The organism is Aeribacillus sp. FSL K6-2848, from assembly GCF_038004325.1.
GTDB lineage: Bacteria > Bacillota > Bacilli > Bacillales > Aeribacillaceae > Aeribacillus > Aeribacillus composti.
This window is the reverse complement of sequence record NZ_JBBOQQ010000001.1, coordinates 357,988-379,947: the sequence shown is the minus strand read 5'-3', so window position 1 is coordinate 379,947 and position 21,960 is coordinate 357,988. Positions and strand designations below refer to the sequence as shown.

Here is a 21,960-nt window from a genome sequence, read left to right as displayed (position 1 = left end):
TGATAAACAGATGAGCGGTTTTTCACCCTCATCTGTTTCTTCCTGAAAGGAGTGATTATATTTGTTGAATTTTTCCATACTCATTGATCATTGGGATATGTATATAGAAGGCTTTTTTAATACAATAAAAGCTAGTGTATTTGCTATGATTGCAAGCTTAGTTGTAGGAACAATTATCGCTATTTTCCGTATAGCTCCCTTTCGACCACTCAATTGGCTTGGCACGATGTATGTGGAATTTATCCGAAACATCCCGTTGATGTTAATAGTATTTGTATTCTTTTTCGCTCCTTCCGCTTTGGGGTTACGCATTAATTCTTTTTTGGCAGGAACACTAGGTCTTACAACTTATACAGCCGCATTTATCGCCGAGTCGATACGTGCAGGTATTCAAGCAGTACCGAAAGGTCAAATGGAAGCTGCCCGTTCTTCCGGTTTAACATACGTACAAACGATGTGGTATATTATTTTGCCACAAGCAATTAAAATTGTTATCCCTCCATTAGGAAATCAATTTCTAAATCTTGTAAAAAACTCGTCTGTACTCGGTGTAATTGCTGGCTTAGATCTCATGTATTTCGGTGATTTAATATCTTCTGAAACATTGGTAACATTTGATGTATATATTTTTGTTGCTATGTTTTACTTGCTGTTAACTATTCCTTTAAGCTTAAGTGTCAGTTTTCTTGAACGCAGACTAGCAAAAAATAGATAAAGAGGATAGCCCTCTACCATGTAAATATATTGAATAAATTCAATTTGTATCCACTAACATGAGGTTAAGAATCTATAGGTGTTAAAGAATTGGGAGAAATTATAGAGGGAGGGGAAAACAAAATGGATTTTATTGGTGCTTATTCACCCAGTCATATCATATTTCTCTTGAAAGGATTTTCTGTCACCCTACTTGTTGCTTTTATATCCATTACCCTTAGTTTTATATTCGGCATCATGATCGGTGTATTGCGTTACACAAAAGTTCCGGTCATTAGTCACCTACTGGCCGTTTGGGTGGAAACGATTCGAAACTTACCGTTATTATTAATTATTTTCTTTACGTTTTTTGCTCTTCCAGAAATAGGGTTAAAATTAGATAAAATGGCCGCTGCCATTTTAGCATTAGTAGTTTTTGAATCTACTATGTTGTCAGAAATTGTTCGAAGTGGATTAAATTCCATTGAAAAAGGTCAAATAGAAGCTGCTCGTTCTTCTGGATTAAATTATTTGCAAACTTTATGGTATATTATACTGCCGCAAGCTTTACGCCGGATGGTTCCGCCAATTGTCAGTCAATTCATTTCACTACTAAAGGATACTTCTTTTGCTGTCGTGATCTCTTTACCAGAATTAATGAATCATGCACAAATCATTAATGGCAAAAATATCAACTATGTCATTCCGATCTTTATTTTAGTTGCTCTCATGTATTTTACTGTAAATTATTTATTATCATTAGTTTCAAGACGGTTGGAAAACAAATATATCTAAATAGACGTTTCGTAGGTTTCTGGCCATAATGGTATTATAATTGTCTATGAGGGAGAATGCGATGAATAACCGCCTTTGGACACTTGTTGTCCTTGTTTTCACTACTGCACTTCTGGGAGAAATGAAAATCAATCCTTTTGATAATTTTTTTCGATTTTCATTAGGAAGTGCAATTTTCTTCTTTGGATTACTATCTTTTCGATCTGCTCCTATCCTTGTAACTGGATTTAGTACTGGCATTTTTGTTTTGCTGTTTCGGATGATGATCGATCTTATATTAGGGCGAGTCTTTTGGATCGACAGTTTCTTTATCCATTTACCAGCTGCCTTTTACTATTTTAATTTTACTTTACTCGTTTATGTTACAAAAATTCAAAAATATTTAAAAACTCCCATTCGTGTAGGAATCATTGGAGCATGCATTGATTTTTCATCTAATATGGTGGAATTATCTTTTCGCATACTAATACAAGAACAATTTACCCTCACGTTAGAAACTATTTGGATGCTACTATTATTTGGGATTTTAAGAAGTTTTTGCGCAGTAGGGCTTTACAATATTTTAAATCTTTCTCAATTAAAAGCCATAAGCGAAGCGCGACAACATGAACTCGAACGTCTCGTTATGATCAATACAAGCCTTTATGAAGAAACATTTTTTTTGCGGAAATCAATGAGCCATCTAGAAGATATTACTAGAAAAAGCTATCAACTATATATGCGTTTAATGGAATTAGAAAATAAAGAGGCAAGTACAGCCCTTTATATTGCTGAACATGTTCATGAAGTGAAAAAAGATTCACAAAAGATTTTGGCAGGATTATCTAAACTAATGAGTCAAGAGCAACTAAACCTTCATATTTCCATTACAGATATTTGCGATTTAGTTATTAAAACAAATCAAAAATATGCAGAAGCTTTAGAAAAGTCAATTCAATTCCAAAAAAAATGTGATATTGACTCATGTACTAACCATGTATATGCTCTTCTATCTGTATTAAACAACCTTGTTTCAAACGCAGTCGAAGCAATACATCATTCAGGTTGGGTTGAACTGCGTGTAGTGGAAGATAATCACAGCATAAAATTTTTCGTAACCGACTCCGGTATTGGTATATCCGAGGAAGATCAAGACTGGATTTTTGAACCCGGATTTACAACAAAATTTGACAAAAACGGGAATCCATCAACAGGAATCGGTTTGACACACGCCCAAAAAATTGTACAAAATTTAAATGGTTCAATACAATTATCAAATGAAAAAGGACCACCTACTCAATTTATAGTAACGATACCAAAAGATCAGCTGTTTAAAACGCTTACATAGGTATTTTCATAATAAAGAAAGGGGGGGAACATGATGTACCTTCGCTTCTTCCTAATTGAAGACGATCCTGTTGTTAGAAGAATGTTGGAAAAAATAATAACAGACAGCGGGCTTGGAAAAGTTATCGGACAAGCAGATGATGGGATTAATGTTTCAATCGATCAACTCAAAAATGTGGATGTTATTCTAATTGATCTATTGATGCCTCGACTAGACGGCATTCAAACAATGAAAAAATTGAGAAGCGAAGGATTCACCGGTCCCTTTATTATGATTTCTCAGGTTGAAAATAAAGAAATGGTCGGTGAAGCATACTTGCAGGGTGTCGACACATACATTCAAAAACCTATTAACAAATACGAAGTCGTTTCCGTTTTAAAACGAGTTGCCAACCATCTTGCCTTATCTTCTTCACTTATATCTATTCGCAATTTATTAGAAGTAATGGATGATAAAGATCAGCAACCATTTTTAAAAGCTTCTACATATTCTGCAAAGCATTCGATTGAGGAAAAAGCTTGCCATCTCCTTCTCACTTTAGGCATTGCTGGCGAGACGGGAACTTCTGACATATTAGCAGTGATAAAATGGCTAGAGGCTCGAGAACAGAATGGAAAAAATATACACGACCTTCCTCAATTGAAAGACTTATACAAACAAATTTTGCTGCAATCTGGAAATCATTTTGATGAAGAATCTCTACAAAAGGAATTGCGTGCCATGGAACAGCGTATTCGCCGAATAGTTTTACAAACATTCACCAATTTAGCTTCAATTGGATTAACTGATTATACAAATCCTAATTTCGAACATTACGCCCCCCGTTTATTTGATTTTGAAGAAATCCGCCAACGAATGGAGGAACTAAAAAATGGAGAAAAGACAACAAAATGCCGATTGAGCATAAAAAAATTTATAACTGCACTTTATTTAGAGACAAAAGAAGAAATGAATTTTCACTAGTTTCTTACATATATAGTAAAAATTATTTTTCATCAGCATCTCTTGTCCACCTCCACCGATGAATTGGAATCTATTCCCGGCAATCTGTTGACACATGTTATATCTTAATCCTTTCTTTTATAAGGGAAATGATCCGCCGAATATAAAGTTGTAAGAAAGCAATGATCATCATACTATGTCTACTGCACAATAAAAAACTTAACCACCGCACGAATGATATGATACCCTTTATAGTTGACCGAAAAATGAAAGCTCATGAAAGGGATTTTTATGTGGAAAGCCTTCGATAACATATAATATAACAATCGGTTAAGTCCAAATTTTTTTGTAAATTTCCCTCTTTGATAGAAACATGAATCTGATGGCTTGACGTGGCAGGTAAATCCGGCAAGTCTTCCTGTCGGTCGTCTTCCCGGACAAATGATCATGTTGTCAAGGAACGTTGCGGCAGGGATCTTGCCCAGAATTCCACGTTCTCCTTGATACAGCAAATGAGTTATCCTACTCTTTCCATCGCCAGAGTTTTCGAATTCACCATTCGAGTTTCTTGCTCTTTCGTTTTCAACAACCGCCTTTAGCTCCTGTCACTTTTCTGCCCTGCTACGACTCTTTATTCAATGCCTAACAGATTGGGTTTACGCATTTCAACTGGCTCTTTTTTGACGGCAAAAAATTGATCGATCTTATTAGATCGATCCAAAAATATGTTTTCCATATCAATCATTTTACTTTTCTAATTTTTCCTGAGCAGTTGGTTTTGGACTCAATTTCGAACAAGGTCCTGCCTGAAGCATGTAGCTTCCTCCATCATGACCGAGCATGTTTCTTACATCTTTTGCAATGTCAATTATGCGATCTAAATGAATTCCAGTCTCAATCCCCATCTCTTCTAGTGAATGAACTAAATCCTCTGTTGCAATGTTACCCGTTGCTCCTGGTGCATATGGGCATCCGCCGAGACCTGCGACAGAACTGTCAAAATGGATGACACCTTGCTGCAAAGCGGCAACCACATTCGCCAACGCCATTCCGCGCGTATTATGGAAGTGCATGGAGAAAGTCATGTGAGGAAATTCCTTTTTTAATACGCCAAGATATTGATAGACTTGTTTTGGATTAGCCATTCCTGTCGTGTCAGCAAGCGAAACTTCAGTTATCCCCATTTTCTTATATCGATCTACAATTGTTACTATTTTTTCTAAAGGCACTTTTCCTTCGTATGGACATCCAAATGCAACGGAAATTGATCCTCCTACTTCAACATTATGTTTTTGCGCCAAATCGACAATAGGTTCAAATCCTCTTTGCGCTTCTTCCACAAGGCAGTTTGCATTTGATAAACTATGCGAATCTGTTGCCGAGAGCATAAGCTTCAATTTCTTTATTCCAGCCGCAATTGCTCTTTGGGCCCCTTTTACATTTGGCACTAAAGCCCGAAATTTAATATGCGTTAAATCTTCTATCCCTTTCACAACTTCCTCGGCGTCTTTCAACTGCGGAATTGCTTTCGGATGAACGAACGATGTCACTTCTATCGATTGAACTCCTGTGTTCGCAAGCGCACGGATAATTTTTATTTTTTGTTCAGTCGGAATCCATTGATCCTCTGATTGAAACCCGTCGCGCGGCGCAACTTCGCAAATGATGACCCTTGCAGGAAACATGACATCACTCATTTAAATGACTCCTTTCTCTTTTAACTCGGCAAGCTCCTGTTTTGATAACCCTAATTTTCCTCCTAATATTTCTTCATTATGCTCTCCAAGCTCAGGAGCGCGGTAACGAATGGTTCCAGGAGTTTTTGAAAAATTAGGAACGACGCCCGGCACTTTTACTTTTCCAAGCCGAGGATGCTCAACTTCTACTATGTTTTTCCTAGCTTGATAATGTTCATTTTCAAAAATATCTTTAATACTTAAAATCGGACTGACAGGCACACCGTACAAATCCAATTTTTCCTGCAGCTCCTTCAGCGTAAACTGGCGTATCCAGTCAGAGACAATCTTTTGTACTTCATCGTCATGTTTTAAACGTTGTGAATTTGTATAATAACGTTCATCCTCAAGCATATCTGTTCGTTCCATTGCTTCTGCAAGCCGATTAAAAGTTGAATCAGTACTGCAAACAAGAACAACATATTTTCCATCCTTCGTTTCATATGTTCCTGCTGGACTTGAATGTCCGGCCAACCCGGGTGTTCTTTCTCTTACTATACCGTTTTGGTCATATTCAGCTACTAAAAATTCGAGCATTCGGAAAATCGATTCATATAATCCCATTTCGACTACTTGCCCTTCTGGATCATCAGTTTTATCACGGTAATATAATGCACTGACCGCAGCAAATGCAGTATATACACCAGTGATATAATCAAGCAATGAATAAGATGGGCTGACAGGCGGTCTGTCCGGATACCCTTGGATATAAGTATGGCCGCTGAAAGCGGTGCACGGAGTTCCGAACCCGGCTTTTTCGCGATACGGTCCTGTTTGACCGTAGCCGGAGATTCGAACCATAATCAATTTAGGATTTGCTTTTTTCAATTCTTCATACCCTAGCCCCCACTTTTCAAGAGTACCGGGGCGAAAGTTTTCAATTAAAATATCCGTATTTTTTATAAGTTTTTTTAAAATTTCTTTTCCTTCTTCTTTCCGTATATCTAAAGTAACTGATTTTTTGTTGCGGGCAAGCCCTGGCCATCTGAGCGGCTCATTCCCCTTCCAAGGGCCTACAGTCCGCAAAGTATCACCTTTATTGGGCAATTCAATTTTCGTCACTTCGGCGCCAAGGTCAGCTAACAGCGTTGCCCCAAAAGGAGCAGCGATCATAGTCGATATATCCAAAATATTTACTCCTGTTAACGGACCATATTTTCCTTTTTCCATCGTATCCCCCTCCAAAACATTAATTTTTCTCTGGCAGCATGCCTAATACATTGCTTCGCAAATTGCTTAAATGGACTTTCATCGCTTCCGATGCTTTTGCTTTATCTTTCTGTTTCACGGCTTCCAAAATCGCTTCATGTTCAAAAAAAGATTCAGAATAACGCGCTTGCGACTGCAACGTTTGCTTTCGCACTTGGCGGTATAAATTCAAATTCGTATCCATAAATGAGATGAACACAAAATTATGTGTCGCTTGGGCGAGAGATAAATGAAAGTTGCTGTCTGCATCTATTTCCTCTTCCGGATTTTTCAACTTTTCTTCCATTAATTTCAATGCCTTTTCCATCTTTTCTATATCTTCTTTCGTTGCCCTTTCGCATGCTATTTCAGCAATTTTTGGCTCCAATGCTTCCCGGGCCTCCAAAAATTGAATCACTGTTGTTTTTTCGAGTACATCAATAGGGTTGATCTGATATTTCAGAATCAAGCTTTGATCGACTTTTTGAACGAACCGTCCGCCGCCTGGTTTTGAAATAATGATTCCTTCCGATTCTAAAACTCTGCATGCTTCCCGCAAAGAAGTCCTGCTGCACCCGAGAATTTTCGCCAATTCACGCTCCGGAGGCAGGCGGTCATTTGGTTTTAGTTTTCCTTCTTCTATCAGCTGCTTAATTTGATCAACAATTTTTTCGTAAACTCTCGTATTGGTGAGCTCATTAAATATATTGGATTTCATAAACATGTTCCTTTCATTTTTTGGACTGTTGGGCAGTCCAATTTTATTAAAATTATAATATTCTGTCATTAAATCGTCAAGCCGCTGCACCATCGAACATGTAAAACACCGGAAGATATGAAGAGAAAAGCGTTCAATGCAAGATGTAAGATGATTTTTCTTATCCAGGGCATTTCATTTCTCATGTGGAAACCTTTCATTACACTTCTAAAGCAAGTGTGTGTTAACATTCCATCTATTCCTAAATTTCTTGAAATATATTATGATTAATTAATAGCAATCAATCATTGATTCACTTTTCCGAAGGAGGAACGCAATGTATAAGCAATATTTGCCTTTTGCGATAAAGTTAGCTAAAGAGGCCGGTGAATTGATTCGGCCGTATGCAGGAAAAGCTGGGCAGCAAACATTAAAGTCAGCAAAAGATTTTGTGACTGAAATGGATTTGAAAGCTGAAAAGCTGATCATTGATCGCATTCAGGAGACATATCCTGATCACCGCATATTCAGTGAGGAAGCCGGCAGCATTGGGGGAAAGGATGAATTTGAATGGGTGATTGACCCTATTGACGGGACCATCAACTACAGTTTCGGCGTTCCGCTTTACGGAGTTTCCATCGCCCTAACCTATCAAAATGATCCAGTCGTCTCTGCTATATCATTGCCTGCTTTTGGGGAAACGTATTGGGCAGCAAAGGGAGAAGGAGCCTATTTAAATGGAAATGCTATAAACATTCGAAATGCCAGCCTGGCGGAAGCTTTTATTTCCATTGGCGATTTTGCAAAGGACGCCAATAAACAAACGAATAAAGAGCGCATTTCATTGCTTGAAAACATTGTAAACGACGTTTACCGAGTCAGAATGATCGGAACAGCTGCTGTCACTTTAGCCTACATTGCTTGTGGCAAACTTGATATCGCAGTCTACTATAAGCCTAATTTTTATGATATTGCTGCTGGACAGCTGCTTGTGTGCGAAGCGGGCGGAGCTATACAAACGATCGGAAATTATACTGTCATTGCTGATCAAAAAATAATAGACGAGATAGCACCTTTACTGCCTGTTCAGCACACAACGGCATAAAAGCAGTCCGCAAGTCTAGACTGCTTTTATGCTTTTCTGCTGCCATATAATACAACGACATTTCCGTTTTCATGATGCTGGGCCCGTTCGTGAAATAACGTTTTGCTAACAAAAACCGGAACGATGATTCAAAAGATAAATCATTTAGCGATTGATTGTCCAGCCTGCTGGCTTAAAAGACGAAAAGCTTTTAAAAATCTATTAATGAACTTGCCCCTTTGCAATGCTTTTCATTTGGAGGCCAGACAGAAAGGTCGAACGGAAAATCGGAGCCAGGCACTACTCGATCTTCTCCCACTATTCGCACTAAATAGTCAATGCTTGCTTGCTCCCACAAAACATTGTCATACCAAAAACGCTTTAAGTATTCTTTCGGAGAGGATGTTAAATTTTTTGAAACCGCTTCCCATTCTTCGTATCCTTTTTCTATTCTGCCGATTTGGTAAGGCAAAAATCCTCCGCCATGGGCAAATAATATTTTCACATTTGGAAATCGATCAATCAATCCGCTTAATAAAAGATCTGTAGCACAAATCGTTGTTTCCCACGGAACACCGATTAAATTTGGCATCATTCTTCTTTTCAAGCGAGGATCTTCGCTCAATAACGGATGAATGAAAACAATCGCTTTCAACCGATCGGCTTCTTCAAAAAATGGGATAAAAAATTCATCTGACAGCATATGATTAGCTGCCCCAGGACCGATAATGGCTCCTTTTAACCCTTTTCCCATCGCATCTGTCAAGATTTGTGCAGCTTTATCCGGGTTATTTAACGGAACCGTTGCCAGCGCAGACAATTTTTCCGGGAACGATTGCACAAGCCGCGCTAATGAATCATTATACACGCCGGATAGTTCAGCAGTGATTTCTTCCGGAAACTCGTACATAAAAAGCTGCGGTATCGGTGAAATGACGGAATGATGAACTCCCGCTTTCAATTGTTCGTTTAAAAAAAGGGTTAAATCTAAAAAAGATTTTTTTAATTCAAATCCCCATTTTTGATTAACAATCAAAAACTCTTCCTTATCCTTTTCTTTTTTCACCCATTCAGCATGAATAGTTTCTTTATGTTCTTTTACCCATTCCATCACGCCTTCAGGGATGAAATGTGTATGAAAATCATACATCTCTCCACTCTCCCACCAAATTAAGAAAAATTCAAATACCCCATTCTTTCAGAAATTTCCTTGCTGGCTGCGATCACTTGTTTCGCCATCGCTTTAAGCTTGTAAGAATTGATTCGTTGTTTTGGACCGACTACAGAAAGTGCTGCAATAACCTTTCCGGTATAATCATAAATCGGGGCGGCAATGGAATTAACTCCCTCGGACAATTCTTCAATGCTAACGGCATACCCATTCTCCCTTACTTTTTTTAAATGATCTCTCAGCTTCTCAGGATCCGTAATCGTATTTTTAGCAAAACGCTTTAACCCTTTAGATATAATTTTTTCGACCGTTTCATTTTCCGAAAATGCAATTAAAACTTTTCCAGAGCTCGTGCAATAAGGCGGATTGCGTCTCCCGATATGGGTTAAAAATCTTACGGGGTGATTGCACTCTACTTTTTGCAAATAAACAACTTCTAAATTGTCCAATACAGAAATATGGGCAGTTTCACCGGTTGCTTCGACCAGTTTATTTAGTACAGGCTGCGATTCTCTGTAAATATCCATATTGCTGAATAGCACGCCGCTTAAAGATAAAATGGATAATCCCAATCTGTATTTCTTCGTTTCTGAATCTTTATAAACAAATCCTTCACTTGCCAACGTCTTCATTGTCCTGCTGACTGTGCTTTTATTTAATCCTAGAGAATTGGATAAATCGCTTATTTTTTTTTCTGGCTCTTCCATTGTAAAGCTTTTCAATATTTTCAGCGCATTTTTGATGGAAGAAAGCTGATTTTTCTCGTCTTTTCCATTCAATGTACACCCTCCCCCTCTACATCAATTTTCTTTATACGAGAATATATCAAATATATGAACAACTGAAAAGTAAAAAATTAAATATTTCGATATTTTTAAAAATTTTTATATTTGTTGCATATATAGCAATTTAGAAGTTGAAAGTGCAACATAGGGAAACTACCATTAAAGTCACAGTTGAAATTTATGATGATATTCGGGAGGGTGAATCATGCCAATCAACTCAAACGGAACGATTAACTGCTTGCATTTTATTAACGGACAATTTGTTGAATCCGATAACAAAAGGACCTTTGACAATATTAATCCTGCAACTGAGGAAGTAATCGGAACAGTCGCTGAAGGAGGAAAAAAAGAAGTCGACTATGCCGTTTCCGCTGCCAAAAGGGCTTTGAACGGCCCTTGGAAAAACATAACATTAACGGAGCGTTCAAAAATTTTGCGGCGCATTGGCGATTTAATCCAAGAAAGACAGGATGAGCTGGCACGATTGGAATCATTGGATACAGGAAAACCGCTATCTCTTGCAAAAAAAATTGACATTCCCCGTGCTGCCTATAACTTCCACTTCTTCGCTGACTACATCATTTCGATTACGAATGAAGCTTATCAGCAAGATGATCAGGCCATTCATTATGCACACAGGCGCCCAGTCGGAGTAGTGGGAATTATCAAGCCTTGGAATTTACCTCTTTTATTATTGACTTGGAAGCTGGCTCCATGTTTAGGAATGGGCAACACAGCTGTTATTAAACCTGCAGAGTGGACTCCTTTAACCGCTACTGCATTAATGGAAATTTGCAAAGAGGCCGGTGTTCCGGACGGAGTTGTCAACCTTGTTCATGGCTTCGGTCCAAACTCCGCTGGGGCAGCAATTGCCGAACATCCTGACATTGACGCCATTTCCTTTATCGGTGAACCGGGTACAGGAGCAGCCATTATGAAAGCAGCATCTAATTCCTTGAAAAAACTTTCATATGAATTGGGCGGCAAGAATCCAAACATTATTTTTGCCGATTCAGATTTAGATGAAGTCATTGAAACTACCATCAAATCAAGCTTTATTAACCAAGGCGAAGTTTGTCTTTGCGGTTCAAGAATTTATGTAGAGCGCCCAGCTTATGAAGAGTTTTTAGAAAAATTTGTAAAGAAAACAAAAGAATTAAAGATTGGCGATCCATTTGAAAATGGCACAGATGTCGGCGCACTCGTAAGCAAGGAACATTACGAACGCGTCAACAGCTACATCGACATAGCCAAGCAAGATGGGGCAGAAATTTTAACAGGCGGAAAGCGTCCAGACGGATTAGATAAGGGTTATTATCTCGAACCTACAATCATAACTGGTTTGGATCGAAATTCCCGCTGCGTACGGGAAGAAATATTCGGCCCAGTTGTAACTGTCTCTCCGTTTGACATGGAGGAGGAAGTTATAGCCCAAGCCAATGATACACATTACGGATTAAGCGCAACTATTTGGACAAATAATTTACGGCGTGCACACAGGGTGGCACATCAAATTGAAGCAGGCATCATTTGGGTCAACACCTGGTTCCTGCGTGATTTACGAACGCCGTTTGGAGGAATGAAGCACAGCGGAATTGGCAGAACGGGCGGCATGCACAGCTTAGATTTTTATACAGAGCTTTCAAACATAACGATAAAGCTATAATTTCAGGTGCCGTTGAAACATAAGGAGTATGTTAAAATAGCCTGCTTACCAAATCATTCTGTCTGAATGAGAAAGGAAGGAAAAAATGTTAACAACGAAAATTGCCAACTTTGCCAATCAACTGCAGGAAGCTGAAGCTTTAAACAGGGCGACAGATCCTCTTACTTCCGTTGATCCGAATCTGACTGCCGAAGAAGCTTATCTTATACAACTGGAAAATATAAAAAGAAAGGTCGATCAAGGTCAAAAAATTGTCGGAAAAAAAATCGGTTTAACATCTTTAGCAATGCAAAAGCTGCTTGGAGTCGATGAACCGGACTATGGACATTTATTAGATTACATGGTCGTTGAAAACGGCGGAAGCATTTCCATGAAAAAAGTTTTGCAGCCGCGAGTAGAAGCTGAAATTGCCTTCATTTTAAAAAAGGAGCTTAAAGGTCCAAACGTAACCGCTTTAGACGTGATCTTAGCAACTGACTATATTGTTCCGGCATTAGAAATTGTCGACAGCCGCATTAAAGATTGGAAAATCAAGCTGGCTGACACCATTGCCGACAACGCTTCATCCGGATATTTCTTATTGGGAGGAAAACCGGAAAAAATAGAAAATGTTGATCTCGAATTAATTGGAATGAGCTTGACAAAAAACGGGGAACTAGTCAATACCGGTGTCGGCGCAGCAGCATTAGGCAATCCGGCAAACTGTGTCGCATGGCTCGCCAACAGGCTGGCTGATTTTGATATTTCATTACGTCCCGGAGAAATCATTTTATCAGGCGCTCTATCCAGAGCCGCTGATGCACAAGCTGGAGACGTCTTTACGGCGCGGTTCGCTCATCTCGGGCATGTAACGGTATCATTTACAGAATAATAGATTGAAAGGAGAATTTTATGAATAAAGTAAAGGTTGGAATTTTAGGGTCCGGCAACATCGGAACAGATTTAATGTACAAAATCCGTCGATCAGATGTGTTGGAGCTTACAACGGTCATCGGAATTGACCCCTCATCGGACGGATTAAAAAAAGCAAAAGATTTCGGATATTACACGATTGATACCGGCATTAAAGGTTTTTTAGAAAATCCCGATCTAGCGGATATTCTATTTGATGCCACCTCCGCAAAAGCTCATATACGCCATGCAAAATTGCTGAAGCAAGCAGGGAAAAAAGTTCTTGACTTAACACCTGCTGCCGTCGGTCCGTCTGTCATACCTCCTGTAAATATTGATAAACATTTGGATGCCGACAACATTAATTTAATTACATGCGGAGGCCAAGCGACGATTCCGATCGTTCATGCCATCAACAAAGTTCAGCCTGTCAAATATGCAGAAATTGTGGCAACGATTTCAAGCAAAAGCGCCGGTGCCGGAACTAGAGCAAATATTGACGAGTTTACCGAAACGACAGCGCGCGGAATCGAGGAAATCGGCGGCGCTAAAAAAGGGAAGGCTATCATTATTTTAAACCCTGCTGAACCGCCGATTATGATGAGAGATACGATATATTGCCTTGTAGAAAATGATTTTGTCGATCAAAAAAAGATTACTCAATCCGTCAAAGATATGGTGGAAGTAGTCCAATCTTATGTACCGGGCTATCGCTTAAGACAAGAACCTCTCTTTGACGGAAATAAAATAACAGTTTTTATTGAAGTGGAAGGCGCTGGAGACTATTTGCCGACTTATTCAGGCAATTTGGATATCATGACAGCCGCAGCAGTGAAAGTGGCGGAGGAATGGGCGAAAAATATTACTTCTAAAGTGAATGTTTAAGGAAGGAGTGAATATCGTGGGAGAACGTAACATACTGATTACTGAAGTCGCTTTAAGAGACGGCAGCCACGCGATTCGACATCAATATACTGTGGATCAAGTCGTAGCCGTCGCAAAAGGGTTGGATGATGCCAATGTACCTTATATTGAAGTTTCGCACGGAGACGGTTTAGGTGGCTCATCTCTGCAATACGGACTTTCTTTAACAAATGAAATGGAATTGATCGAAGCCGCTGTATCTACTGTCACGAATGCCAAAATTGCTGTTTTGCTTTTGCCGGGAATCGGGACAATGAAAGAATTAAAACAAGCTGCACAGCTGGGGGTAAAAATGGCGAGAATCGCCACTCATGTAACAGAAGCGGATATTTCAGCACAGCATATTGCTTTCGCAAAAGAATTAGGATTGGAAACTGTCGGTTTTTTGATGATGGCCCATATGGTTCCAACAGAAAAACTGGTTGAGCAAGCAAAGCTTATGGAGAGCTATGGAGCTGATGTTGTATACGTTGTCGATTCAGCTGGCGCTTTTCTGCCGCATGAAGTAAAAGAAAGGATTCAAGCTTTAAAAAACAGCTTGTCAATTGAAATCGGATTCCATGGCCATAACAATCTTTCCCTAGCAATGGCCAATACATTAGCAGCCATTGAAGAAGGAGCGACGCGGATTGACGGAAGCATCCGCTGCTTAGGCGCCGGTGCAGGCAACACTCAAACGGAAGTATTAATCGCGGTGCTCAACCGTTTAGGAATCAACACCGGAATCGATTTATACAAAATTATGGACGTAGCCGAAAACATAGTAGCCCCCATTTTGGAAAAGCCGCAAGAAATTACAAAAGATGGACTAATACTCGGATATGCTGGAGTATATTCAAGCTTCCTGTTGCATGCACAAGCTGCCAGCAAAAAATTCGGAATTGATTCGCGCGACATATTAGTTGAGCTTGGCAAAAGAAAGGTTGTTGGCGGTCAAGAGGATATGATTATTGATGTAGCTGCTGAAATTTCAAAACAAAAACAAACGGCACATACTTAAGGAGGATGCAGCAAATGGCTGGCGCAGATATAAAAAAAATTGCTGACTACTTAGTAACAGCGGAAAAGGAAAAACGTGAAGCAAAAAAGGTAACGGCCTCATTAAAACCGGATTTGTCCGTCGAAGAAGCCTACGCCATTCAACAAGAGATTGTCAATATGAAAATAAATGAAGGTCACCGTATCATCGGTCCAAAAATGGGTTTGACAAGTTTTGCTAAGATGAAGCAAATGAAGGTCAATGAGCCTATTTACGGCTATGTATTCGATTATATGGTGATCAATAACGGCGGAGCATTGCCTTTTCATGACTTAATCCACCCAAAAGTGGAGGCGGAAATCGCTTTTGTATTAAAAGAAGATATTGAAGGACCTGGTGTCAATGGTGCACAGGTGCTTGCGAAAACAGAATACGTGATGCCGGCTCTTGAGATCATCGACAGCCGATATGAAAATTTTGATTTTACGCTTCCTGATGTAATCGCTGACAATGCGTCAACATCCCGGGTTGTATTCGGAACGTCTTTTAAAAAGCCGGAAGGATTAGAACTTGATTTAGTTGGATCGACTCTTTCCATAAACGGCGAAATAAAAGAGTTAGGAGCCGGAGCCGCTGTGCTTGGCCATCCTGCCCATTCCGTCGCTCTGCTTGCCAATATGTTATCACGAAAAGGACAAAAGCTGCGTGCAGGTGATGTCATTCTAACAGGAGGAATCACGAGCGCCGTCTTGATAAACAAAGGCGACTATGTCACAGGAAAATTTGACGGATTGGGCGAAGTAAGCTTCCATGTTGTTTAAATAGCGAAAGAAAAAAATTTCTTACCTGATAGGAGGGATGACATGCCTTTTGTTACTATTCAAATCATGGAGGGCAGGCCGCCAGAGAAAATAAAGGAGTTAATTCAAAATGTAACAAATACTGTATCGGAAACGCTCGATTCACCAAAAGAAAACATCCGCGTTTTAGTGACAGAGGTGCCAAAAACCCATTGGGGAATTGCGGGCAAACCCGCATCTGAAGTAAGAAAATAATTTTAAAGGAGGAGAAGTAGCTATGACGATTGAGCTGGCTTTGTTAGCGCCTCATGTGCCAAGCATGTGCCATTTTGACCAAGTCCCCGACTTTCAAAAGAATATGGCCATTGAGATGCAAAAGATGTCAAAGACAATTTATGATTTAAAACCGGATGCCATCGTTCTTGTTTCCTGCCATTGGCCGTCGACTTTTTTCCATTATGTTGATTGCACTCCTGTCCATAAGGGCATTTTAACCGCTTTTGAATGTCCTGATTTAATTCGTGATGTTCCATATGAATATCCCGGAGATAAACAGCTTGGTGATGAACTAGTAAAAATCGGTCAAGATGCTGGACTGCAAGTTGTAGGAATAGAAGACCCTTACTATGTTTGGGATTACGGAACGGTTGTGCCTCTTAGATACCTTGTGCCGAATGAAGACATACCTGTTGTGAATTTGTCCGTGACGTTGGCTGCCAATTTAGATGAAACGTATAAATGGGGACAGCTGATTGCAAAAGTATTAAAAGAAAGCGAAAAGAAAATTGTATTTGTTTCAAGCGGCGCACTTTCCCACAATTTAGTCCGCGGCAGACACAATAAACCGACCGCTTCAGAACATGCACTAGATAAACAATTCATTAGTTATATATTAAACAAAGAATATGATGCAGCCTATCAAATGCTTCCTCAATACGCCCGTCTGGCAAAGGTAGAATCAGGCGGAAGACATCTCGCCATGCTATTAAGCATGCTTGAAGACGATGACCAACCGAAATATTGGGCAGACGGCCAATCTTCCGGCAGCTGGAACGCACTGATCACATTTGAGAAAGTAAGTCAGCCGGCAGCCCCAAAAGTTAAGAACTAACATTCAATCAATAATAAAGAAACATGCCGTCGTTTAAAAAACAACAACGTTTTGAAAAAAAATATTTTGAACCTCCTGTTTTGTAAGCGTTTACTGTTATTTTATAAGGCTATTAGAATTGGAATATTCCCTGAAATGGCATCTTTTTTTGCCTAGTTTCAGCAATTCTCTTAAAATCGCATCATATAAAAAATGTTGCGGGGCTGTCCAAAAAGTCAGGATTAACTGACTTTTTGGAGCCCCTTCATTTTAGGAACTTATCGGACAGGTCATTTTTTCTATCTTGTTTATATCCTTCAGAAGTCTATGAAGGACTTTTCTTATGCTCTCTTTCTGAATTCGTTCTTCAAAAGTTTTATGACAGACATTCAGCACATACAATTGCTTCTAGTTGACTTCATGCCTCTATGAAGGACAGGATTTTTTTGTCCTTCACAGTAGTATTGCTCCAAAATCCTTCATTTTAGGAACTCATCGGGCAGCCCATTTCAGAAAAGTTATAACTACATCAAATATCTGCTATCAGAGAAATAATAGCAAGCTGTCAGCAAAGCTGATAGCCTGTTTCGAGAATCCGCAATTCATAAACATCGTTGCTTTTATGACAGCATAAATAACATTTCTGAAAAAGGAGTCTGCCGCTCTCAGATCTCTTCCCGAACTGGAAAAGTTAAACAGTATTGATAGTTGCCGAAAATAACATATTTAAAATAAAAGAACTACATTTCATTCTTTATCTCAGATAAAATACGGTACGAATGCACGCGAGCCGAATGGTCGTATATATATGAAACAACCATTATTTCGTCTACCTGAGTGTCATCCAAAAATTTTTGAAGCTTCTCTTTTATTGTTTGCTTAGATCCAACAAACGAAAAATAAAGCTGATGGCGTACCGCTTCTTTTTCAAATTCATTCCACTCTCCATCCATGCTTTCAACAGGAGGCTGCAACAATCTAGAAGTTCCTCGGATCACGCCCAAAAACATTTGATACAAGCTGGTTGCAAGATACTTCGCCTCTTCATCGGTATCTGCTGCCACGACATTCACACACGCCAACGCATACGGCTCCTTCAAATGTTCTGACGGCTGGAACTGGTCACGATATATTTTCAGTGCTTCATATAAGTGATTCGGTGCAAAATGGCTTGCAAACCCAAAAGGAAGTCCAAGCTTTGCTGAAAGCTGAGCGCTATACGTACTTGATCCAAGCAGCCAAACAGGAACATTTAATCCCTCACCAGGAACTGCGCGTACATACCCTTTCCGCTTCTCTTTCGGAGCAAAATAATTGATGAGTTCTTGGACGTCGTTTGGAAATTCTGATACTGACCCATGTAAATTTCTTCGCAATGCCATGGATGTCACCTGATCTGTTCCAGGAGCACGTCCTATCCCTAAATCAATTCGACCTGGATACAACGACTCTAATGTCCCGAATTGTTCAGCAATCACAAGAGGAGCATGGTTCGGAAGCATGACGCCTCCAGATCCTACACGAATCGTTTTCGTACCTCCTGCAATATAGCCTATTAATACAGAAGTAGCTGAGCTTGCGATGCCCTCCATATTATGGTGCTCTGCAAGCCAATAACGTTTATATCCAAATCGTTCAACATTTTGCGCAAGGTCTAAACTGTTTTTGAATGTGTCAGCCGGCGTTTTCCCTAATAAAACAGGAGCCAAATCCAAAACTGAGAATTCAATCTCTTCCAGTCTTTTTTTCTGAGAATTCGTCATTTTTTCAACTCCTTTTAAACTCTCCTTATAAGGATTGTAAAAAACTGTTCAATGGTATTACAAGGAATTTGCCTGCCGCACAACTTCTCACAGTGAAAAATGCTTTTTGATTTTTTATGTTTCATTGAAGTCTAACGTGAAAATCTGTCTTTTCCCATAAACGTTGAAAAAAAACTTTTAAGTCTCGCGCTTTCAGTTTTCCAATGCTTCTTCTGTTTTAAAGTTGAAATGTTGTTTGTTATACGCTTCCCTGACAGGCAAAACTCTCGTCTACTTCCCTTGTAAATGATCAGCCACTTAAAATTGCGAATGTCCTCTATTTTTCACAAAATAAAACCTCACACCTACTATAAAAAAGAAGTGTGAGGCTTATTCATATAGTTCATCGAAATGGTTATATCTAGAGTTTTTAAAGTTTGGCAAAATAAGTCTTTAAAACATTGTAAAAAACAACAGATTTTTTGAGCAATTGGTCATTTATTCATTAATTCATAATTATTCTAACAGCGTTACAGACAATTGACCTACCGATTCATCCATTCATCATTATCCTAAATAGGCAGTAAAGTTCTTACAGATTTCAGACTCCAAATAAAAATGCATTGCTGGTTTGGTTTATTTTCTTTCATTCTCATTCCAAAGATTCAACGGCAATTCTAATAAAATTTTTGCCACTTGGTCGCGGGCGATATTATTAGATGGAGCCATCGGGATTCCTGCCCGGGCATCGCGGTAAAGCCGTTCAAAAGGTCCTTCAATATAGCCATAACCGCCCGCTACATCCATCGCAATTCGTGCAGCAAAATCTGCTGTTTCGGATGCTTTCACTTTAAATTCTATGACTTCGGATGCCAATGAGCTTATAGGTTGCCCTTCTGCCAGCAATTCATCATAATGTCTTGCTAAATCTATCTGCCATGCTTTTAAACCTGCAATTCTTATTTTCACTTCTGCCAATTTTTCACGAATGACTTGATGGTCAGCCAAACTATTATTAAATCCTTTGTTAACTGCATTCTTAACATGTTTAACAGCCAGTTCTAGTGCACCTTGGGCAACACCGAGCCAAACAGATGCAATACCCAGTATATAAATAGGGTTTGCGCCTTCATCCATGATTTCTCTTCCTAACCCTTCGTATCCCACTAGATCGCGGCCGCTTACTTTTATATTGTTAAACGTAATTGGACCACTGTGGCTTCCTCTTACACCTAATGCATTCCATGGCTTTGCAACTATACCGTCATTATGGCCGTCAACGATAAAGAAGCTAATGTTACTAGGGTCGTCAGAATCAGGTGTTCTCGTTTGCAAAATATAAAAATCTGCTTGGCCTCCGCTTGTCGTAAAGGATTTTTCAGCATTAATGATATAATCGCTGCCATCGCGCTCAGCCTGGCTTAAGCTAAACCATACATGACCTCTTGTAGCTTTTTCACTAACAGCAAAGGTTCCGATCGCACCATCTCTGATAGGGAGCAGCCACCGTTTCTTTTGATCATCGTTTCCATATAAAACAATTACTTGTGCTGCTCCAACATGCATAGCATATACTAAAGCTGTTGACGCATCAACTTTCCCGATTTCTTCAGCCACGATGGAAAATCCTAAATATCCTAAATCTAATCCTCCCCATTTTTCAGAAAATGTTACTGAATTCCATCCTTCTTTCGCAAGGGCTAACAAACTTTCACGCGGGAACTCCCCACTCTTGTCAATTCGTTCAGCACTTGGTTTAATGACTTCTTCAATAATTGGCTTAACTTTCTCCCTAATTTCCTCAATAAATGCTCTTGAATACTTTTTGTTAATTGTTTCATAGTTACTCATTTTTAAACGCTCCTTTTTATATATAAAATTTTTAAAACATCCTTAAAAGTAAACCTCTCTTATTGGAAGATCTGTACCGTTCACAACGTAGTCGCCAATAGCTCTAGCTTTGTAAACTGTTGGATTATGTGAAGCAAGAGTGCGAATATTACGCCAGTGACGGTCAAGATGTTTTGATTGTCTCGTTGCGGATGCCCCTCCAACCTCGAAAAGAAGCGTCGAGGCCTGTAAGGCAAGTTGATCTATTATAACCTTGGCCTGTGCAGCTCGCAGGGAAGCTTCATGGCTCAGAGAATAATCGATCACTCCATTAACTGCTGTTTTCAGAGCAGCATCAATTGCATCTGCGGCAGCTAGGACAATAGTTTCTGCGGTAAACGCGCTGCTTGAGAGCTGTCCAATGACATGCTGAAGTTGCGGATCTTGTCGAGGTGTATCCGCAGCAGCAAAACTGAATGTCCGTGATCTTCCATGAACTAAAGCTTTAGCGTCTGTCACCACATTCCGCAAGATGCCCGCTATCACTCCATGCAAATAGAGCTGCAGAAAAGAGTTGAAAGGCGTTTTGGAGCCATCAATATATGTAATTTCATCTTGATTGACATACACATTGTGAAGACGTGTAGTACCGCTTCCTGTCCATTTTTGTCCGATGCCGTCCCAGTCATCTTCAATGATGACACCTTCACGATTTGTCGGAATTATTACCGATGCAGGCCTTCCTTCATGAGTTGATGCCGTAACAACTACCCAGTCTGCATACAGTGTGCCGGTACTAAAGTATTTTTTGCCATTCAATAGGAAGCCTTCACCATCCGGTGATAAAGTTGTTTCAAAAACCAAATTTCCAGCATTATTTGATGAAATTTCAGCAGAAGCATTGCCGATGATTTCTCCATTGGCTACTCTTTGCAGCCACTTTTCACGGAGTTTTTCATCCGTAAGCAGCAAAAATTTCTCCACTTGGGAAAAGTGTGAACGAAGGCTGTGTGCGACATCTGGATCAGCTTCCGCTAAACGTATTAAACTTTGAAAAAGATCACGAATACTTGCACCGCTGCCGCCAAGTTCAACAGGTAATCGCAATGCACCCAATCGAGATTTTCGGATTAAATCAAAGGCATAATATGGATGATCTTTACTCCCAGTACTTCTGCGTTTTTCAGCATCTTCTGCAATTGCAGCAATTAAGTATTCTAATTCTGGTGAATCAACTTTTACTGGGCTGGTAAAAGTTAGAGAATTTGATTCATCTTTATTTTTGAAGTTAATCCTTTGATTTAATGGTTTTTGGCTTGACATTCATCAAACACTCCTGTTTTGTTTTTTAAATTTACCAACCACATCTTTTTCGCTGTATTACCGCAAAAAATAATGTGAAAGTTCAAACGTTCAACTGTTTCATCAATCCGTTTGTTTTACACCGCAGCTTACACCACGATTGTTTTGATTCAGGAAATGGATGTCCATTTACCAAGCTCTGATGTTCATCATTAGAATACTTAAGTCCACCATCCCGTAAGAAAAGATTGCTCCAACAGCTTTTCACAAATTGCCATTAAAGGAAAAGACAGCATAACCATTCTCTGATTTCAAATT

At 39.5% G+C, this 21,960-nt stretch carries 20 protein-coding genes; 12 read left to right on the top strand and 8 right to left on the bottom strand.

The features are described 5' to 3' along the window. The first annotated feature begins 61 nt into the window (after positions 1–61). The 4 genes from NSS70_RS01890 to NSS70_RS01875 all read left to right on the top strand — a co-directional run bounded on the left by NSS70_RS01890 (position 62) and on the right by NSS70_RS01875 (position 3,778). Complete coding sequence (locus NSS70_RS01890; RefSeq protein ID WP_340732552.1) at positions 62–715, top strand: amino acid ABC transporter permease; 654 nt, start codon at positions 62–64, stop codon at positions 713–715. A gap of 122 nt (positions 716–837) precedes the next feature. Further along, the gene (locus tag NSS70_RS01885) at positions 838–1,488 is read left to right on the top strand and encodes an amino acid ABC transporter permease (RefSeq protein WP_117017463.1); all 651 of its coding nucleotides are present in this window, start codon (positions 838–840) and stop codon (positions 1,486–1,488) included. A 61-nt stretch (positions 1,489–1,549) separates the two neighbouring features. Further along, the gene (locus tag NSS70_RS01880; RefSeq protein WP_144596868.1) at positions 1,550–2,815 is read left to right on the top strand and encodes a sensor histidine kinase; all 1,266 of its coding nucleotides are present in this window, start codon (positions 1,550–1,552) and stop codon (positions 2,813–2,815) included. A gap of 33 nt (positions 2,816–2,848) precedes the next feature. After that, complete coding sequence (locus NSS70_RS01875) at positions 2,849–3,778, top strand: response regulator (RefSeq protein ID WP_339229996.1); 930 nt, start codon at positions 2,849–2,851, stop codon at positions 3,776–3,778. Positions 3,779–4,503: 725 nt separating this feature from the next. On the opposite strand, the gene NSS70_RS01870 is transcribed toward NSS70_RS01875, so the two are convergent. The 3 genes from NSS70_RS01870 to NSS70_RS01860 are packed head-to-tail and all read right to left on the bottom strand — an operon-like array spanning position 4,504 to position 7,399. Further along, positions 4,504–5,454, bottom strand: a complete 951-nt coding sequence (locus tag NSS70_RS01870) for a hydroxymethylglutaryl-CoA lyase (protein WP_340880847.1) — start codon at positions 5,452–5,454, stop codon at positions 4,504–4,506. Beyond that, positions 5,455–6,663 carry a CaiB/BaiF CoA transferase family protein gene (locus tag NSS70_RS01865; RefSeq protein WP_066247132.1) on the bottom strand — a complete coding sequence of 403 codons (1,209 nt, stop codon included), beginning with the start codon at positions 6,661–6,663 and terminating at the stop codon, positions 5,455–5,457. Positions 6,664–6,682: 19 nt separating this feature from the next. Beyond that, the gene (locus tag NSS70_RS01860) at positions 6,683–7,399 is read right to left on the bottom strand and encodes a FadR/GntR family transcriptional regulator (RefSeq protein WP_063388391.1); all 717 of its coding nucleotides are present in this window, start codon (positions 7,397–7,399) and stop codon (positions 6,683–6,685) included. Between the two features lie 316 nt (positions 7,400–7,715). On the opposite strand from NSS70_RS01860, the gene NSS70_RS01855 reads away from it, so the two are divergent. Further along, positions 7,716–8,483, top strand: a complete 768-nt coding sequence (locus NSS70_RS01855) for an inositol monophosphatase family protein (protein WP_066247136.1) — start codon at positions 7,716–7,718, stop codon at positions 8,481–8,483. Positions 8,484–8,673: 190 nt separating this feature from the next. On the opposite strand, the gene NSS70_RS01850 is transcribed toward NSS70_RS01855, so the two are convergent. Next, positions 8,674–9,612, bottom strand: coding sequence for an amidohydrolase family protein (locus NSS70_RS01850; protein ID WP_117017460.1), 939 nt, complete (start codon positions 9,610–9,612; stop codon positions 8,674–8,676). Positions 9,613–9,632: 20 nt separating this feature from the next. Next, positions 9,633–10,412, bottom strand: coding sequence for an IclR family transcriptional regulator (locus NSS70_RS01845; RefSeq protein ID WP_311066782.1), 780 nt, complete (start codon positions 10,410–10,412; stop codon positions 9,633–9,635). 211 nt (positions 10,413–10,623) lie between these two features. Between NSS70_RS01845 and NSS70_RS01840 the strand changes: the two genes are divergently transcribed. From NSS70_RS01840 to NSS70_RS01810, 7 genes are all read left to right on the top strand, one after another. After that, positions 10,624–12,084 carry an aldehyde dehydrogenase gene (locus tag NSS70_RS01840; RefSeq protein WP_063388380.1) on the top strand — a complete coding sequence of 487 codons (1,461 nt, stop codon included), beginning with the start codon at positions 10,624–10,626 and terminating at the stop codon, positions 12,082–12,084. An 85-nt stretch (positions 12,085–12,169) separates the two neighbouring features. Next, the gene (locus NSS70_RS01835) at positions 12,170–12,955 is read left to right on the top strand and encodes a 2-keto-4-pentenoate hydratase (protein WP_063388381.1); all 786 of its coding nucleotides are present in this window, start codon (positions 12,170–12,172) and stop codon (positions 12,953–12,955) included. Positions 12,956–12,975: 20 nt separating this feature from the next. After that, the gene (locus NSS70_RS01830) at positions 12,976–13,860 is read left to right on the top strand and encodes an acetaldehyde dehydrogenase (acetylating) (protein ID WP_339210850.1); all 885 of its coding nucleotides are present in this window, start codon (positions 12,976–12,978) and stop codon (positions 13,858–13,860) included. Beyond that, entirely contained in the window at positions 13,853–14,899 is a 1,047-nt protein-coding gene (dmpG, locus tag NSS70_RS01825) for a 4-hydroxy-2-oxovalerate aldolase (RefSeq protein WP_063388383.1), read from the top strand. The genes NSS70_RS01830 and dmpG overlap by 8 nt, the downstream gene beginning before the upstream one ends. 14 nt (positions 14,900–14,913) lie before the next feature. Further along, on the top strand, positions 14,914–15,699 hold the full coding sequence (locus tag NSS70_RS01820; protein WP_063388384.1) for a 2-keto-4-pentenoate hydratase: 786 nt from the start codon (positions 14,914–14,916) through the stop codon (positions 15,697–15,699). Then, positions 15,700–15,933 carry a 4-oxalocrotonate tautomerase gene (locus tag NSS70_RS01815; protein WP_257790172.1) on the top strand — a complete coding sequence of 78 codons (234 nt, stop codon included), beginning with the start codon at positions 15,700–15,702 and terminating at the stop codon, positions 15,931–15,933. Positions 15,934–15,955: 22 nt separating this feature from the next. Next, entirely contained in the window at positions 15,956–16,789 is an 834-nt protein-coding gene (locus NSS70_RS01810; protein WP_339194000.1) for an extradiol ring-cleavage dioxygenase, read from the top strand. Positions 16,790–17,508: 719 nt separating this feature from the next. On the opposite strand, the gene NSS70_RS01805 is transcribed toward NSS70_RS01810, so the two are convergent. The 3 genes from NSS70_RS01805 to NSS70_RS01795 all read right to left on the bottom strand — a co-directional run bounded on the left by NSS70_RS01805 (position 17,509) and on the right by NSS70_RS01795 (position 21,663). Next, positions 17,509–18,531 (bottom strand): LLM class flavin-dependent oxidoreductase, encoded by a 1,023-nt coding sequence (locus tag NSS70_RS01805; RefSeq protein ID WP_339193979.1) that lies wholly within the window; start codon positions 18,529–18,531, stop codon positions 17,509–17,511. Positions 18,532–19,146: 615 nt separating this feature from the next. Continuing rightward, complete coding sequence (locus NSS70_RS01800) at positions 19,147–20,361, bottom strand: acyl-CoA dehydrogenase family protein (RefSeq protein ID WP_063388388.1); 1,215 nt, start codon at positions 20,359–20,361, stop codon at positions 19,147–19,149. A 42-nt stretch (positions 20,362–20,403) separates the two neighbouring features. Next, positions 20,404–21,663, bottom strand: coding sequence for an acyl-CoA dehydrogenase family protein (locus NSS70_RS01795; RefSeq protein WP_339198420.1), 1,260 nt, complete (start codon positions 21,661–21,663; stop codon positions 20,404–20,406). Positions 21,664–21,960: the final 297 nt, after the last annotated feature.